General features: G+C 69.4%; 18 protein-coding genes. 7 read left to right on the forward strand and 11 right to left on the reverse strand.

Annotated features, from left to right (window positions below):
• Nucleotide 1 precedes the first annotated feature (1 nt).
• Nucleotides 2–487 carry a Clp protease N-terminal domain-containing protein gene (locus ACWFRB_RS13020; protein ID WP_452641493.1) on the forward strand — a complete coding sequence of 162 codons (486 nt, stop codon included), beginning with the start codon at nucleotides 2–4 and terminating at the stop codon, nucleotides 485–487.
• 16 nt (nucleotides 488–503) lie between these two features.
• Here the strand turns inward: ACWFRB_RS13020 and ACWFRB_RS13025 are convergent, their stop codons facing one another.
• Nucleotides 504–1,412, reverse strand: coding sequence for a LysR family transcriptional regulator (locus ACWFRB_RS13025; RefSeq protein WP_452641495.1), 909 nt, complete (start codon nucleotides 1,410–1,412; stop codon nucleotides 504–506).
• A 79-nt stretch (nucleotides 1,413–1,491) separates the two neighbouring features.
• Between ACWFRB_RS13025 and ACWFRB_RS13030 the strand changes: the two genes are divergently transcribed.
• Genes ACWFRB_RS13030 through ACWFRB_RS13050 form a run of 5 tightly spaced genes read left to right on the forward strand, consistent with a single transcriptional unit; the run spans nucleotide 1,492 to nucleotide 4,774 of the window.
• Nucleotides 1,492–2,730: an MFS transporter gene (locus tag ACWFRB_RS13030; protein ID WP_452641496.1), complete on the forward strand. Its 1,239-nt coding sequence runs from the start codon at nucleotides 1,492–1,494 to the stop codon at nucleotides 2,728–2,730.
• 45 nt (nucleotides 2,731–2,775) lie between these two features.
• Nucleotides 2,776–3,414: an NAD(P)-dependent oxidoreductase gene (locus tag ACWFRB_RS13035; RefSeq protein ID WP_452641497.1), complete on the forward strand. Its 639-nt coding sequence runs from the start codon at nucleotides 2,776–2,778 to the stop codon at nucleotides 3,412–3,414.
• Between the two features lie 29 nt (nucleotides 3,415–3,443).
• A complete protein-coding gene (locus tag ACWFRB_RS13040; RefSeq protein WP_452641499.1) occupies nucleotides 3,444–3,905 on the forward strand; it encodes a hypothetical protein in 462 nt (153 codons plus the stop codon).
• A 59-nt stretch (nucleotides 3,906–3,964) separates the two neighbouring features.
• Nucleotides 3,965–4,366: an SgcJ/EcaC family oxidoreductase gene (locus ACWFRB_RS13045; protein ID WP_452641500.1), complete on the forward strand. Its 402-nt coding sequence runs from the start codon at nucleotides 3,965–3,967 to the stop codon at nucleotides 4,364–4,366.
• 39 nt (nucleotides 4,367–4,405) lie between these two features.
• Nucleotides 4,406–4,774: an antibiotic biosynthesis monooxygenase family protein gene (locus ACWFRB_RS13050; protein ID WP_452641502.1), complete on the forward strand. Its 369-nt coding sequence runs from the start codon at nucleotides 4,406–4,408 to the stop codon at nucleotides 4,772–4,774.
• Nucleotides 4,775–4,813: 39 nt separating this feature from the next.
• On the opposite strand, the gene ACWFRB_RS13055 is transcribed toward ACWFRB_RS13050, so the two are convergent.
• From ACWFRB_RS13055 to ACWFRB_RS13070, 4 genes are all read right to left on the reverse strand, one after another.
• Entirely contained in the window at nucleotides 4,814–6,289 is a 1,476-nt protein-coding gene (locus ACWFRB_RS13055; RefSeq protein ID WP_452641504.1) for a DUF222 domain-containing protein, read from the reverse strand.
• Nucleotides 6,290–6,333: 44 nt separating this feature from the next.
• Nucleotides 6,334–6,702: a hypothetical protein gene (locus tag ACWFRB_RS13060; protein ID WP_452641505.1), complete on the reverse strand. Its 369-nt coding sequence runs from the start codon at nucleotides 6,700–6,702 to the stop codon at nucleotides 6,334–6,336.
• Nucleotides 6,703–6,836: 134 nt separating this feature from the next.
• Nucleotides 6,837–7,844 carry a zinc-dependent alcohol dehydrogenase family protein gene (locus ACWFRB_RS13065; RefSeq protein WP_452641506.1) on the reverse strand — a complete coding sequence of 336 codons (1,008 nt, stop codon included), beginning with the start codon at nucleotides 7,842–7,844 and terminating at the stop codon, nucleotides 6,837–6,839.
• Nucleotides 7,837–8,268: a nuclear transport factor 2 family protein gene (locus tag ACWFRB_RS13070; protein ID WP_452641508.1), complete on the reverse strand. Its 432-nt coding sequence runs from the start codon at nucleotides 8,266–8,268 to the stop codon at nucleotides 7,837–7,839. The genes ACWFRB_RS13065 and ACWFRB_RS13070 overlap by 8 nt, the downstream gene beginning before the upstream one ends.
• A gap of 91 nt (nucleotides 8,269–8,359) precedes the next feature.
• On the opposite strand from ACWFRB_RS13070, the gene ACWFRB_RS13075 reads away from it, so the two are divergent.
• The gene (locus tag ACWFRB_RS13075) at nucleotides 8,360–8,929 is read left to right on the forward strand and encodes a TetR/AcrR family transcriptional regulator (protein WP_452641509.1); all 570 of its coding nucleotides are present in this window, start codon (nucleotides 8,360–8,362) and stop codon (nucleotides 8,927–8,929) included.
• A 51-nt stretch (nucleotides 8,930–8,980) separates the two neighbouring features.
• Here the strand turns inward: ACWFRB_RS13075 and ACWFRB_RS13080 are convergent, their stop codons facing one another.
• The 6 genes from ACWFRB_RS13080 to ACWFRB_RS13105 all read right to left on the reverse strand — a co-directional run bounded on the left by ACWFRB_RS13080 (nucleotide 8,981) and on the right by ACWFRB_RS13105 (nucleotide 14,605).
• On the reverse strand, nucleotides 8,981–9,781 hold the full coding sequence (locus tag ACWFRB_RS13080) for an SDR family oxidoreductase (RefSeq protein ID WP_452641510.1): 801 nt from the start codon (nucleotides 9,779–9,781) through the stop codon (nucleotides 8,981–8,983).
• Entirely contained in the window at nucleotides 9,778–11,436 is a 1,659-nt protein-coding gene (locus tag ACWFRB_RS13085) for an FAD-binding dehydrogenase (protein WP_452641512.1), read from the reverse strand. Before ACWFRB_RS13085 ends, ACWFRB_RS13080 begins: the two co-directional genes overlap by 4 nt.
• 2 nt (nucleotides 11,437–11,438) lie before the next feature.
• Nucleotides 11,439–12,083 (reverse strand): TetR/AcrR family transcriptional regulator, encoded by a 645-nt coding sequence (locus tag ACWFRB_RS13090; protein ID WP_452641513.1) that lies wholly within the window; start codon nucleotides 12,081–12,083, stop codon nucleotides 11,439–11,441.
• Nucleotides 12,084–12,221: 138 nt separating this feature from the next.
• A complete protein-coding gene (locus tag ACWFRB_RS13095) occupies nucleotides 12,222–12,833 on the reverse strand; it encodes a hypothetical protein (RefSeq protein WP_452641515.1) in 612 nt (203 codons plus the stop codon).
• Nucleotides 12,834–13,040: 207 nt separating this feature from the next.
• Nucleotides 13,041–13,352, reverse strand: a complete 312-nt coding sequence (locus tag ACWFRB_RS13100) for a hypothetical protein (RefSeq protein WP_452641516.1) — start codon at nucleotides 13,350–13,352, stop codon at nucleotides 13,041–13,043.
• Nucleotides 13,353–13,369: 17 nt separating this feature from the next.
• The gene (locus tag ACWFRB_RS13105; RefSeq protein WP_452641517.1) at nucleotides 13,370–14,605 is read right to left on the reverse strand and encodes a M43 family zinc metalloprotease; all 1,236 of its coding nucleotides are present in this window, start codon (nucleotides 14,603–14,605) and stop codon (nucleotides 13,370–13,372) included.
• Between the last annotated feature and the right edge of the window lie 18 nt (nucleotides 14,606–14,623).

The raw sequence follows: 14,623 nt of genomic DNA on the forward strand, positions 1-14,623 counted from the left end.
GATGAGGATCGCTCGCGCGCTACGTGACATGCGCACCATGAAGCAGCTTTTCGCGGAGACCGAGGCCGAGGCCGACCGTCTCGGCGATCAGAACCCTGGAGCCGAGCACCTGCTCCTCGCGGCCCTGTCCCTACCCGACGGTTCCGCACAACGCCTCTTCGACAACGAAGGGGTATCGAGGGACGCACTCCGCGACGCGATCGCTCGCGTGCACGAAGAAGCCCTCACCGCAGCGGGTTTGAGTGAGGCCGGTCGCTCGGGCGCGCAGGCACTCGAGCGACCGAGGACCGGGCCGCTGCGACTGACCGAACCCGCGCAGGCCGCCTTCAGGAGCGCGACCGCGCTGGCCAAGTCGGAGCGCAGGCCGATCTCGGGCGCGGACGTGGTCGCAGCAGTCGCGGAACTCGAGCACGGCACCGCCGCAAGGACATTGGAACTTCTGGGCATCAATCGGTCCCGCTTGATCGAGTCGGCCCGGGCCCGGTGACCCCCGCTCGCGCCGACTAGCCGGCCCGGCCGCTGGACGACGAGACGCGCTGCTCGTCGGCGACCCCCAGCCCGGAGAGGTAGGCCGCGGCCGCGGGCGTTGGTCGCCGCGGGCTCCACACCAGGTGCTCGACCCTGGTCGGGGGATCGACCAGCTCGACGACGCACAGGTCCGGGAACTCCGACACGATGGACGCCGGGAGCAATCCGATACACAGGCCCTGCCGGATCAGCCGAGCGAAGAAGTCCACCGCCATCACCTCGAAGGCGACGCGGCGCTGGACACCGACCGCCGCGAATGCCTGATCCGATTGCGCTCGACCGGCGGAGCCCGCCGGGAAATCGACGAACAGCTGGTCGGCGAGCCCCTCCAGGTCGAGACCCCTCGCCTCGGCGAGGGGATGCCCCGGCGCCATCAAGGCGACCAGTTCTCCGCGCGCCAGTTCGACGCCCCGGACACCCGCCGGCTGCACACCGGGCGGCAGGCCGAGAAAGGCGACATCCAGTGTGCCCTGGCGGATCTGGTCGATGTGATCGCCGCTCGCCCCCATCCGGAGACTGATCTGCACCTGCGGGTGGCGTGCCGTGAAGTCCCGTAGCGACGCGGCGAGGTCGACCGCACCGACCGTCGGGATGGCACCGATCGCGAGCCGACCCCGGACCTCGCCCGCGGCGGCGGTGACCTCCGCTCGGGCCCGTTCCGCGGCCTCGACGCTCTGCCGGGCCTCGGGGAGAAACGCCTCGCCCGCGGCCGTGAGCTCGACCCGGCGACTGGTCCGGTCGAACAGCTTTGCGCCCAGTTCTCTTTCCAGTCGGGCGATCTGATGGCTCAGCGCGGACTGGACCACCAGGCAGCGTTCGGCCGCTCGCGTGAAGTTCATCTCCTCCGCGACGGCGATGACGTACCGCATCTGTTGAAGCTCCATCCATCTATCTTGAATCACGATCGTTTGAGTGACAAACATGTGTTGGACTCATTGATCTTTTTTGGCCAGGCTTTCGGTCATGACAAACGTGATGACGCGAACCACGCCGCGTGCCGCCGCTCCCGAGGCCACCGGCGGCCTGAGCCGAGGGCTGCTGCTTCTCATGTCGGTCTCGACCGGACTCGTGGCGGCGGGCAACTACTTCGCACAACCGCTCCTGGATGTGATCCGCCAGGACCTCCAGCTCAGCACCTCGACGGCGGCGATGGTCGTCACCGCCGCGCAGGCCGGCTACGCCCTGGGGCTGATCCTGCTGCTGCCGCTCGGAGATCTCCTGGAGCGGCGCCGCCTCGCGGTGGTGCTGTTCGGGGCCACCGCGGTGTTCCTCCTGGTGTCGGCCGCCGCCCCCAACGGTGCGGTCCTGCTGGCGGGCACCGCATTCGCCGCCATCACCTCGGTGGCGGCGCAGGTGCTGGTGACCTTCGCGGTGGCGCTCGCCGCTCCGGAACATCGCGGCCGGGTTGTGGGCACCGTGATGAGCGGGCTCCTGCTCGGCGGACTGCTGGCGCGGACCGTCTCGGGAACGTTGTCGGAGTTCGGTGGCTGGCGCACGGTCTACTGGGTCAACGCGGTGCTGCTGACCGTGGTCGCGGTGTTGCTGTGGCGCGTCCTGCCCCGCCTGCACACTCCCGCCGGGATGTCCTACCCCTCGCTGCTGCGCTCGACCGTCGTGCTGTTCCGAACCGAACCAGTGCTGCGGTGGCGGGCGGTTGTCGCCGCGCTCTCGCTCGCCTCGTTCAACGTGTTCTGGACCTCCGTCACCTTCCTGCTTGTCGGGGACCACTACTCGTGGTCGGAGGCGGTGATCGGCCTCTTCGGCCTGGTCGGCGTCGCGGGGACGATCGCCACGCCGGTTGCCGGCCGGCTCGCCGACCGCGGCTACGTGCAGTGGGTGTCCGGCGTCGGCACCGCACTGCTCGCGGTGTCCTGGGTGGCAATCGCCGCGGGGGCGACATCGCTGGTGTGGCTGCTGGCAGGCGCGATCACCCTGACCATCGCGCAGCAGTCGGTGCTCAACAGCAACCAGAACGTCATCTATGCCCTTGCCCCCGAGATCCGCAACCGGCTGAACTCCGCGTTCATGACGGCCTTCTTCGTCGGAGGCGCCGCGGGCTCGGCGCTGACCGCCGTCGCCTGGGTGCGCGGCGGATGGGCCGGGGTGAGCACCCTCGGGGGTGCGCTCGCCCTCGCCACCTTCCTGGTCTGGGCCGCCGAGCGCGTGAGCACCGCCAGGCGTGGCCCCGCGCTCCCGGCCTGACCGCCCGACATCAATCGACGACAACCGGACAGAAACGAGACAACCATGCGCATAACAGTTTTCGGAGCGGCAGGACAGGTGGGCAGCAGGGCGGTGGCCGAGGCCCTCGACCGCGGCCACGAGGTGACCGCCGTGCTCCGGAGCCCCACTCGGGCACACGAGGTGCCGGCGGGAGCCGAGGTCCGCATCGGCGACGCGGCCGACATCGAGGACGTCATCGACCTGAGTGTGGGCCAGGACCTCGTGATCAGCGCGACCCGGCCGACACCGGGCCGGGAGAGCGAGCTGGTCGCGACCACGAAGGTACTGCTCGCGGGGCTGGCCCGGACCAGGGTGCGACTGCTGGTCGTCGGCGGTGCCGCGACCCTGACCGTGCCCGGCACGGCCGGGGTGACCGTGATGGACGAACCGGACTTCCCCGCCGAGTTGCGGGGCATCGCGCAGGCGTGCGCCGACCAGCTCGAGGTGTGCCGTGCCGACGCGGCGGCGCAGTGGTCGTATCTCAGCCCGCCTGCACTGCTCGAGCCGGGAACGCGGACCGGACTGTTCCGGCTGGGCACGGACGACCTGCTGGTCGATGCCGACGGCGCCTCCGCGCTCTCCATGGAGGACCTGGCGGTGGCGCTGCTCGACGAGGCGGAGCGGCCACGGCATCACCGGGTCCGGTTCACCGCCGCCTACTGATCTAGCCCCCACCACCGAGAGGACACGGCATGACCATGATCGACTACCCCGACGACGTGATCGCCGCCCAACCGATGGGCTACTGGACCGACCTGGCCGCCCGCGCGATCATCGGGGCCCTGCGCGGACAGCTCGCGGTCGAACAGCTCACCCAGCCACATTGGTGGACCCTCAACCACGTGAGCGGGTCCCCCGGCACCTGGACCCGCACGACGCTGGCCCAGCGCCTCGACGAATTCGCCGACCAGGGAACCGATTTCGGCGCCGTCTTCGACGACCTGGCCAACAGGGACTGGCTGCGCGTCGACGGCAGCGACGGCACGTTGACCCTTACCGACCGCGGCGAGGCCGGGAGGCTGCGCGCCCACGAGCGGAACGCCAACGCACACCGGCAGATGCGCGAGGGTGTGCCGACCGCCGACTACGTCGCGACCGTCAACGTCCTGCGGCGCATGGTCGCCAACCTGGACGGCCGCACGGACCTGCCCTGACCACCACGACCTCGACCACGACCTCGACCTCGACCTCGACCTCGACCGGGAGCACCGACATGAGCACCGATTCACCCGCACTAGCCGCCATCCGACGCGTCGTCGCCGACGCCGTGGAGTTCCAGAACGACGTGGACCGATTCATCCCCCTGCACTCACCCGAGGTGACCATCGTCAACTTCGGCGGACGCCGGGTCACGGGCCGGGACGCGCTGACCGTGGCCATGCGGCAGGCCCTGGCGACACCACTCGCGGACGTGACCACCACGGTCGACATCGAGGACATCCGATTCCTCCGCGACGACGTGGCGATCGTGGACTGCGTCAAACGGGTCTTCGACGGAAGGGATTCCGCCGCCACTGCCCTGCCCGCGACCTCGGGGCAACTCACCTACGTGATGGTCGAGGACGGCGACCGCTGGCGGATCGCCTCCGCGCAGACCACGCCGACCACGACCTGAACCCGCAGCATCCACCGCGCCTCGACAAGGGAGACCACCATGAGCACCGATACCGGCTTCTACTCGATCATCGACTACACCGTCGATGGGCCACGGACCCAGACCGAGCTCGTCGACGCCTTCGCCGAGCTCCAGACCCGTTGGGTCAGTTTCTATCCCGGCTACCGATCGGCACGCTTCCATGTGAGCACCGACGGATCCCGGGTGTACAACATCGTGCACTGGGCCAGCGAGGCCGACTACCGCAACTTCGTCGAGACCTCCGACACCGAGGGACGGATGTCGGCGATCGGCGCCGCGCTCAAGGCGATCACGGGCAAGGCTGAGCCCCGCATGAGCGGGATCCCCACCTACACGGTCGTGCGGGAGGTCGGCCCCAGGACGCGGGAACCCGAGGACGCAGCGTAATCACCGCACTCGGCGCCCCGCGTTCTGTCTGACCAGCTCTCACCCTTCGAGTGCGGTGCCCGATGGTTTCGCTTCAGGCGGCGAAGGGGAGTTGGTTGCGCCGGTTGTGTGCCGGCAGTGGTTTTCGGTGGGGGTCGATCCATGGTGGTGGGGTGAACCATGGGTGTCCGTCGTCTTTGCTGATGTGGACGGTCCAGTCGCCGCGGTGGATGGTGGTGTGGTGGAAGCGGCAGAGCAGTACCAGGTTTGACAGGTTGGTCGGCCCGCCGTTGGACCAATGCTGAATGGGGGTACCACCCTGCACGAAGTGCTTGGGGGAGGGTGGCCTTCGGTCCAGGCACCGGGTCGTCCGCAGCCGGGGAAGGCGCAGCCGCAGTCACGAGAGTTCAGGGCGCGGCGGAGTTTGCGGGGGATCAGACGGGTGGTGCGTCCGACGTCGAGGGGGTTGCCGTCGGCGTCCATGGTGATCGGGGTGATGTCGGCGTCGCACGCGATTTGGGCGGCGAGGTCGAGGGTTATCGGTCCGAGCCACGGCATCCAAGCCGGTCCACGCCGCCTGCCCTGGTTGCGTTCCCGTTGGTGGTGGTTGTCGGCGGTGGCGAGGTCGTCGGCGTCGACGAAGACGTTGATGTGGGGTCGTTCGCCGCCTTCGGTGGGTGCCTGACCGGAGTCCAGGTATGAGCCGACGACGTGGGTGAGGGCGTCGGCGCGGCGTTGGGCGGGGGTGCGTTGGTCTCTGCCGGGGTGTCCGTCCCGGTTTTCGGCCCCGGGGCGGGGCTTGGACAGGGCGGAGAGGGCGGTGAGGAGGGCTTCGCCGGAGGCGGCGTCGAGGTGTCCTTTGAGGTGGACGCGGCCACCGAGTCCGGGTGAGGCGTGGAATTCGTTGAGTTCGGGGTTTTCGGAGTCGGGGTTCTTCTTGTCGCCGTTGAGGATCAGCTCGAGTGCTTTGGCGCGGCGGGCGAGGGTGGTGGAGTCTTCGGTGCGGGCTGCGTAGAGGAGGTAGCGGGCGCAGGCTTGTGTTCGGGTGGCGTCGGTTCCGACGATGTCGAACACATTCTCACCGTCGCCCTCGCCCCGACCCTCACTGTCGCCGTCGCTCTCACTGTCAGTCTCGGTCTCGGTCGCGGTGTTGTCGTCGTTGCGGGCCGGGGCATCGGGGTCGGGCACCTTGTTCAGGAGTTCGACGATCACGCGGATCTGGTCGTAATCGGTGTCGCCGGCGTCGAACGCGGCGGCCACCTCCGGATGCTTTGCCAGTTCCCGCCCGAGCCGGACGATCTTGTTCGCCTGGCCGGGCGTCATGGTGGCCGCCCCGGCGAGCCAGTTGCCTGGCGAGGAGGCCCCGACCTGCTCGGCGACGCAGCGTTGATCGACCTGGTGCATCAGCCGGACCCGCAGCGCCTCGAGCTGCCGCATCCGCAGTGACAGTTCGGGAATCAGCCGCAGGAGTTCGGTGTCGGCGAGCTGCCACGCGACCACATCCTGTGGCGCGGTGAGCATCTCGTCGAGATCCATGTTCGAAGTTTACTCGAACATGTGTTCGTGATCAACAGATTGAGCTACGGCTGCCAGACGTAGACCTTGCCGGCCTCGTACCCGCCCCCGTACTCGGCCCCGGAGCCTGAGCCCGAGCCCGAGCCGATGAACGCGATGGCGGCGAGCAGGTTCTGCAGGGCGTGCACCTTGCCGTGCGGATCGGCCTGCTCCACATTGAAGAACCCGTGCCACGAGCCGCAGGAGATGCGATCGGTGCCGTACGGGCTGATGACGACCATCTTGTCGGTGGTCCAGGCCTGCGGGTCCAGTGGCACTACGAATTGATCGCTGCACGGATGCATCTCCGGCCCAGTCTGACCCCTGGCCGCAGCGGCCGGGGCCAGCAGGGTTCCGAGACCGATGGCCAGGGCGCAGGACCCGGCAAGGAGCATGCGGTTCATTGTCGATTGCCTCTCAGAGGTGTGAAACAACATGGACAGTATGTTTGTCGGCCGGGGACCGGCTCCCGTTACCGCACCGTCGCGGTCCCGGCGGCGAGCATGGGATCGGATCGACGCCGTGGCGGTCACACAGTGACCACGACCTTTCCCAGCGCCGTGCCCGAGGCGTAGTGACGATAGGCGTCGGGGGCGTCGTCGAAGGCGAACATGCTGTCGATGACCGGGCGGATCCGGTTCGCCTCGATGACGCGGTTCATCGCGAGGAACTGCGCGCGGCTGCCCACCGCGACGGCGCGCACCGTGGCACCGGAGGCGAACAACACCCTGGCGTCGATGGGCGGCGGTGCGTTGTCGGAGACGAAGCCCACGCAGGCGACGTGGCCCGCGGTCGCCACCGCCATGAGTGACTGCTCCAGGAACCCGGTCACGTCGACGACGCGGTCGGCGCCTCGCCCGTCGGTCAGGTCCCTGACCTCGCTCGCCCAGTCGGGCGTTGCCCGGTAGTCGATGACCGCGTCGGCACCGAACTCGGCCAGGCGGGCGGCCTTGGCCGGGCTGCTGGTGGTGGCGATCACCCTGGCGCCGAGCGCCTTCGCGAACTGGAGCGCGAACAGCGACACCCCGCCCGATCCCTGCACGACCACGGTCTCCCCGGCACGCAGGCCGATCCCGTCGCCGGTCAGGGCGTTCCATGCGGTGACCGCGACGCAGGGCAGTGTCGCCGCCTCCTCGAAGGACAGGTGATCGGGGATCGGAACGAACTCGTCCTCGCCGAGCACCACGAACTCGGTGAGCATGCCGTCCAGCGAGCCGCCCCGCTGCGGCAGGTGTTCGGCCCCGAACGGCCCGTCCTGCCAGCTCGGGAACAGGGTGGCCGCCACGCGGTCGCCGATCCTGGCCGAGCGGACCCCCGGCCCGACCGCGACGATCTCGCCCGCCCCGTCCGACACCGGCACCACGTCCGGCTTCACGGGCAGCACATACGTGCCGCGCAGCACCAACAGCTCGCGGTAGCTGAGCGAGACGGCGCGCACCGCGACCAGGACCTGCCCCTGGCCGGGAACCGGGACCTCGTGCTGCCGGATCCTCAGGCCGTCGATCCCGGCGCCCTCGTCGACGTGATAGCTACGCATCGGCGTTCTCCCTTCGGATTCCGGCCGCGGTGTCGCTGTCGGCGTCGGTGGCCAGCGGAACCTCGCCCGCGGTCTTGCTGTAGCCGAGGGCCTCGACGATCAGTCCGTCCCGGACCCGCATGAGGTTCACCCCCTCCACCCAGTCGGCCGGGCCGTCGCCGAAGCGGTACCGCCAGCGGATCGTCGCCCGGTCCCCCGCCACCACCACCTCCTGGGGACGGAACTGGGTGGCGCGGTCCGCCACGAGCGCGCCCCACCAGGCCAGGCAGGCCGCGCGGCCCTCGACGCGCTCCCCGGTCGGGGCAGGCTGGACGGACTCCATCACACAGTCCTCGCCGATCAGATCGGTGAGCAGGCCGGCGTCGGCGTCGGTGAAGGCTCGGTTGAAGAGGTCGATGACATCGGTGGTGGTGCGGAGCGACATGGTGACAATCCCATCAGTAGATAGAACGTTCGGTCTCCTCGAAATATATAGAACGGTTGATCTACCCGTCAACACCTGGAAGGCTGGCCCCATGAGCACCCGCACCATGCCCGGGCCACGAGAGCGCCTGCTGGACGCCGCCCAGGAGCTGACCTACAGCCAGGGCATGGGCGTCGGCGTCGACACGCTCCTCAAGGCGGCGAGCGTGGCGCGGCGTTCGCTCTACGAGCACTTCGGCGGCAAGGACGGACTGATCGCTGCGGTGCTCGAGCGCAGCACCGCAGAGGACGAGGCCGACTACGAACGGACGATGCGCGCCGCGGGTGACAACCCACGCGATCGCCTGCTGGCCGTCCTCGACAGGCTCGCCGAGGTCATCGCCCAGCCCGGATTCCGCGGCTGCCGCTACCTCGCCGCCGACCTCGCACTGGCCGACCCCGACCATCCCGGGCATGCCGTCACCCGCGCCTACCGCGAGCGCGTGCACCGGCTCCTCGAAGCGGAGTTCGCCGCCCTCGGGCACCCTCGGCCCGCACACGCGGCCGATCAGTTCGCGCTGCTCGTCGACGGCACGCTGGCGGCCGGGGTCACCCGGCCCGGCACCGACCCCGCGGCCTCCGCCCGCGAACTGGCCGCGCCGATCCTCGACGTCCGGGGCTAGGACCGTCGCTCACACCGTCACGGCGGCCGAACCGCCGTGACGGTGTGCGGCTCAGCGCAATCCGTGGCGGCGCGCCACCAGCTTCTCGACCATCGTCCGCGGGAGCGCCCGGCGCAGCGCGAAGGTCAGCGGGGCGTTGCTGCCCACCGCGTAGAGCTGCTTGGGACGGTCGGCCTCGATCGCCTTGACGACGGTCTCGGCCACCTTCTGCCCGGAGATGCCCGCGCGCTCGTTGGCGTCGAGAGCGGCGATCATGGTCCGGTACTCGTCCGTGTACGGCGAACCCTCGTCGAGGTAGTGGGTGCGGCGCTCGCCGATGCCGGTGCTGATCGATCCCGGCTCCACCGTCGTCACGCCAACGCCGTAGGGCGCGACCTCCCGCCTGGCCGCGGTCGCGAAGCCCTTGATCGCCGCCTTCGTGGCGACATAGGACGACCGGTAGGCCAGCGGGAAACTCGCGAGCATCGACCCGACCATGACGACCCGCCCGTACCCGCGCGCACGCATGCCAGGCAGCACGAGCTGGGTCAGCCGGACCGCGCCGAAGACGTTGGTCTGGAAGAGCCGCTCGACCGCCTCCATCGGAAGCTCCTCGATCGGCCCGCTCTGACTCTCCCCTGCGTTGTTGACCAGGACGTCCACCTCGCCCGCCGCGGCCGCGCACGCCTCGATGCTCGCCGGGTCGGTCAGGTCGAGGGCCAGGTACTCGACGCCGGGGATGGGATCGCCGATCGACGATGGGTTCCTGCTGGTGCCGAACACCCGGTATCCCCGGCCGACAAGAGTTTTCGCCACCGCCGCACCGATGCCGGAGGACGCCCCGGTCACCAGTGCGGTGCGCGTACCGGTCACGCGAGCTCCCGCGCCAGCGCCCGGCCCGCCGCGCGGCCGGAGAAGATGCAGCCGCCGAGGAAGGTCCCCTCGAGGGCGTTGTAGCCGTGCACCCCGCCGCCGCCGAACCCGGCGACCTCGCCCGCCGCGTACAGCCCCTCGAAGGCCTCGCCGTCCGCGCGGATCACCTGCGAGTCCAGGTTGGTCTCGAGCCCACCGAGGGTCTTGCGGGTGAGGATGTTCAGTCGCACCGCGATCAGCGGTCCGTGCTCGGGGTCGAGAAGCCGGTGCGGCTTGGCGACCCTGGTGAGCTTGTCGCTGCGGTACTGCCGCGCGTTGGTGATCGCCATCCGCTGCAAGTCCTTGCCGAACTTGTTGTCGAACTGGCGATCTCGGGCCAGGACCTCACCCTCGACCTGATCGAACTCGAGCTGGGGGCCGCGGGCGATCTTGTTCATCCCGTCCACCAGCTCGCGCAGGTTGTCCGCCACCACGAAGTCGACGCCGTGCTGCTTGAAGGCCTCCACCGGGCCCGGCGCCCCCTTGGCCAGCCTGCTGCGCAGCAGCAGCTTGACGTCCTTGCCGGTGACGTCGGGATTCTGCTCGGAGCCCGACAGCGCGAACTCCTTCTCGATGATCGACTGGGTGAGGATGTACCAGGAGTAGTCGTGCCCGGTCGCCAGGATCGCCTTCATCGTCTGGTTCGTGTCGAAGCCGGGGAAGTTCGGCGCGGGTAGCCGGTGCCCGGTGGCGTCGAGCCACAGCGACGACGGGCCCGGGATGATGCGGATGGCGTGGTTCGGCCAGATCGGGTCCCAGTTGACGATGCCCTCGGTGTAGTGCCACATCCGATCTCGGTTGACGATGTTGCCGCCCGCGTTCTCGGTGATGGCCAGCATCCGGCCGTCCACGTGCGCGGGCACGCCCGAGATCATCGTCTCCGGTGCCGGGCCGACGCGCTCGGTCGGCCAGTTCTTGCGCACCAGGTCGTGGTTGCCGCCGATCCCACCGGACGTGACGATCACCGCCTTGGCACGGAACTCGAACTCGCCCACGGCGGTTCGCGAGGACGCCTTGCCCCGCTCGAGATCCGTCGGCTCCAGAACGGTTCCCCGGACACCGACGACCGCGCCGTCCTCGACGATCAGATCGTCGACCTGATGCCGGAACTCGAAGTTGACCAGGCCCCGCTTCTCGCCCTCGAGAACCGGCTCGGCGAAGATGCGCACGACCTCCGGCCCGGTGCCCCAGGTGAGGTGGAACCGGGGCACCGAGTTGCCGTGCCCGGCCGCGCTTCCGCCGCCACGCTCGGCCCACCCGACGGTCGGCACGACCTTGAGCCCGAGCTCACGCAGGTACTCCCGCTTCTCGGTGGCGGCGAAGTCGACGTAGGCGCGCGCCCACTGGCGCGGCCAGTGGTCCTCGCGCTCGCGGTCGAATCCGGCCGATCCCATCCAGTCCGCCAGCGCCAGCTCGTGGGAATCCTTGATCCCAAGCCTGCGCTGCTCGGGGGAATCGACGAAGAACAGGCCGCCGAGCGACCAGAAGGCCTGCCCACCAAGGTTGTTGCGATTCTCCTGGTCGATCACCAACACCCGGCGTCCGGCCTTCACGAGCTCATGGGTGGCCACCAGTCCGGCCAGGCCCGCCCCCACCACGATGACATCGGCGTTCACATTCACACTTCCTCGCTGTAGTTGCGCAGCACGCTCACGAACAGGTTCGTGCGCGCCCGCCGGACGGTGTCACTTTCTGGTTCCATCAGGCATTGGACGGTGGTCCCGTCGTGCACGGCCACCAACGCCCGGCCGAGGGCCTGCGGGTCCGTGGCCCGCCGCCCGGCCCGCGCCAGTGCCGCTTCGACGATCGGCAGGATCGTGGCGAGGATGGCCTCTTCCCTTGCGGCCATCACCCGCTTGAGCGACGGATTTCGCAGGGCGTGCGCCGTGAATTCCGCGGTGATCCGGTACCACTGGTCGTCGATCGGGATCGCGTCGAGAATCCGCGCGGTGGACTCCACCACACCGAGCTCACCCGGCTCCCCGGCGTACTCGCCCGACACCGCTTCGCGGAGGTCGGCGAGCATCTGCGCCGATCGCTGCTCCCACATCGCCAGGAACAGCTCGTCGAGGGAGGCAAAGTTCGAGTAGAAGGCGCCCCTGGTGTAGCCGGCGCGGTCGCAGATCTGCTCCACCGTCGAGCGCCCGAAGCCCTCTTCGGCGAAGACGAGCAGCGCGGCGTCGAGCAGCCGCTCCCGCGTCTGGATGCGGCGCTTCGTCACCCGCTTCGGCGCTGCGGGGTCGGCCTGACCGCCAGCTCGCATCGGCCGCTCCTTCCCGACAGCGTCATTCGATACGTTTGTGCATCGAATACAGGACCGTATCAGCTTTCCCGGTCGGCCGGGTCGGGTTCAGACGAAAGCCCCCGGCAGATCCGGAGGCTTCGCTGCGGTTCGGATTCGTCAGTTCCGGCGCGCGCTGACGAGCATCGGTTCGTGCAGGTCGAAGTACGACACCTCCCCCATCAGTCGACCCTCTTCCTCGAACAGCGAGCGCAGGTCGTCGGGGATCTCGACCTTCTCGTGGGCGCGTGCCTCCGCCTCGGACGTGAAGTAGACGGTCTCGACGTACCCGCCACCACCATCGGTGGCGAGGGTTCCGCCGACGATCTCCGGACGCAGCTGGTGCACCTGGTCGCCTGCCTGCGTCAGCACCTCGCGCATCCGGGCCGCGTCGCTGGTGTGGCCCTCCATGATCTGCACGAATCCGGCATCGTCCGAGCCGCCACCGAGCCACTCGGTCACCTCGGGGCAGTCCATGAAGGAGACCGGACCGTCGAAGCAGCGCTCGGTCTCGGCCCACCATGCGCCCTGCTCCGGGCGCTCGCTGTTGCGGCGTGCCGCCTCCTCGGACTCGAACCGTGCCACCACGATGAACGTCCCGTCCTCGGACATTCCGCGGGTCGACCCGAGAAAGCCGGTCGCCCCCGGCTGCAGCTCTTCCGCCCACCGGTCCATGCACCGGCGTAGACCCTCCTCGTCGGACACCTTTCCTTGGACGACTTGGATGAACATCTCTGCCTCCTCGAGCCGGAGCATGGCCCCGGCCCAACGGATCACGGTGACCGACCGACGCGGTCCACCGATCGGCGGGCACCACCCGGCCCGCGTGGCGGCCACTACGGGTTCAATCCTTCGCCCGGCCCCTGCCGGGCGCAAGGGCAGTCACGGACCGGATCGGCGGGGGGCGAGGCGTCCCGCTGCCTCCACGAACCGCCCCGATCACCGTGCATCACCGATGTCCAGCTCCAGTCGGTCCCTGTCGACCCGGACCGCTCGAACGACGCGGTGCTCGCCCGCCGCCGAGGTCAACTCGAGGCTCTCGTTCTCAGCACTCGACACCCAGGTGCCGTCGCGGGCTTCGTTGGCGTCGCCCCGGCCTGTCGCCCAGTCCACGTAGGAGCCGTCCGGGCGGAACTCGATCCCGTCCCGACCACGCGCCCGCGGGAAGTCGAACCCGGCGGGCCGGTACACCCGGACTCCGTCGTGGTCCTCCTCGAACGAATGGCCCCAGCGCCCATAGAGTTTCGTCACGCCGCGCTCCGCCGCATCTACGCGGAGGCCGACATTTCCGACGGCGTTGCCGCCACCTCGCCGTCGCCCGCGTGCCACTCGGTGCGTGCCGCGGTTTCGGGTCGGCCGAGCGATTCCCAGGCCTCCTGAGATGGGCGCCATCCTGAGCCGTCCCACCACTTGTGGTGCACGGCGCCGTCCGCCCCCGTCACGAACACGTCCATGCGTCCGGAATCCGTTGAGACCACGGTCGGCTGACCGATGACGGACACCGCGCCTGCCACCGCAGGGGCCCCGGCGATGGCAGGCGGGGCTTCCACCCGGGGAACCGCGGGTTCGGGCGCGTGCCGCTCGGTCCACAGCTGCCTGCGGACGCCGTCCAGGCACGCCGTCATCCGGGCGACCTGCCCCTTGGTGAACATCACCATCCCCGCGTCGTTGGTGTAGTCCATGTAGTCCATGAACAGGTCCCCGTTGGGTCCGTTGTTGCAGGTGATCCTGGGGAAGGCCGGGACACCGCCGTTGGAACCGGCCTGGTTGGGCGTGTCGTCGACCTCGTCGCTGCCTCGGCAGCCGGTGCCGTCGTCACCCCAGATGTGGAAGAGGTTGAGGTAGTGACCGATCTCGTGGGTGGTGGTCCGGCCGAGGTCGAACGGGGCCGCGGCGGTGCCGACTGTCCCGAAGCCGGTATGCGTGATGACGACCCCGTCGGTGGCGACCGGTCCGCCGGGGAACTGCGCGTAGCCGAGCAGCCCGCCGGAGAGCTGGCAGACCCAGATGTTCAGGTACCGCTCGGCGGGCCACGCGGTGGCCCCGCCGCTCTCGACGAACTTGACGCCGTCGCCCTGGTCGAAGGCGGCGACGTTCGTCGACGTCCGGGTGATGCCGTTCGACGGCCGCCCCAGCGGATCGGCGGTGGCGAGGAAGAACTCGAGCTGTGCGTCACCGATAAGCTCCTCGAAGACGCCGGGCACCGTCGACAGGTCGTCGTTGACGGCGCGGAAATCCCGGTTGAGCACCTCGATCTGGCTCGCGATCTGCGCATCGGAGATGTTCTGCTCCTGCGTGTGCGCCACCACGTGCACGACGACCGGGATCCGTGCGAGGCCGCGGGCCGCTGCCGCGCCGGTCGATTCCAACTCGATCGTCTGATTCTCGATCTCGGAGCGCGCGATGCGGTAGGACTCCGACTCGGTCAGCAACCGGCGGTGCACCTCCATCGCTCCGCACTTGCGACGAGTCGGCAACGCGACGCTTGCGTCGTTGCTGGTCATGGCGATGAACTCCTTTGC

The organism is Rhodococcus sp. NPDC055112 (assembly GCF_053607505.1).

Bases quoted from the DNA above. Each gene is read 5' to 3' on its own strand.
- ACWFRB_RS13065 (WP_452641506.1), bottom strand. From the start codon at position 7,844: ATGCGTAGCTATCACGTCGACGAGGGCGCCGGGATCGACGGCCTGAGG.
- ACWFRB_RS13050 (WP_452641502.1), top strand. From the start codon at position 4,406: ATGAGCACCGATACCGGCTTCTACTCGATCATCGACTACACCGTCGAT.
- ACWFRB_RS13045 (WP_452641500.1), top strand. From the start codon at position 3,965: ATGAGCACCGATTCACCCGCACTAGCCGCCATCCGACGCGTCGTCGCC.
- ACWFRB_RS13060 (WP_452641505.1), bottom strand. From the start codon at position 6,702: ATGCTCCTTGCCGGGTCCTGCGCCCTGGCCATCGGTCTCGGAACCCTG.
- ACWFRB_RS13040 (WP_452641499.1), top strand. From the start codon at position 3,444: ATGACCATGATCGACTACCCCGACGACGTGATCGCCGCCCAACCGATG.
- ACWFRB_RS13105 (WP_452641517.1), bottom strand. From the start codon at position 14,605: ATGACCAGCAACGACGCAAGCGTCGCGTTGCCGACTCGTCGCAAGTGC.
- ACWFRB_RS13030 (WP_452641496.1), top strand. From the start codon at position 1,492: ATGACAAACGTGATGACGCGAACCACGCCGCGTGCCGCCGCTCCCGAG.
- ACWFRB_RS13070 (WP_452641508.1), bottom strand. From the start codon at position 8,268: ATGTCGCTCCGCACCACCACCGATGTCATCGACCTCTTCAACCGAGCC.
- ACWFRB_RS13075 (WP_452641509.1), top strand. From the start codon at position 8,360: ATGAGCACCCGCACCATGCCCGGGCCACGAGAGCGCCTGCTGGACGCC.
- ACWFRB_RS13090 (WP_452641513.1), bottom strand. From the start codon at position 12,083: ATGCGAGCTGGCGGTCAGGCCGACCCCGCAGCGCCGAAGCGGGTGACG.
- ACWFRB_RS13020 (WP_452641493.1), top strand. From the start codon at position 2: ATGAGGATCGCTCGCGCGCTACGTGACATGCGCACCATGAAGCAGCTT.
- ACWFRB_RS13055 (WP_452641504.1), bottom strand. From the start codon at position 6,289: ATGGATCTCGACGAGATGCTCACCGCGCCACAGGATGTGGTCGCGTGG.
- ACWFRB_RS13035 (WP_452641497.1), top strand. From the start codon at position 2,776: ATGCGCATAACAGTTTTCGGAGCGGCAGGACAGGTGGGCAGCAGGGCG.
- ACWFRB_RS13095 (WP_452641515.1), bottom strand. From the start codon at position 12,833: ATGTTCATCCAAGTCGTCCAAGGAAAGGTGTCCGACGAGGAGGGTCTA.
- ACWFRB_RS13025 (WP_452641495.1), bottom strand. From the start codon at position 1,412: ATGGAGCTTCAACAGATGCGGTACGTCATCGCCGTCGCGGAGGAGATG.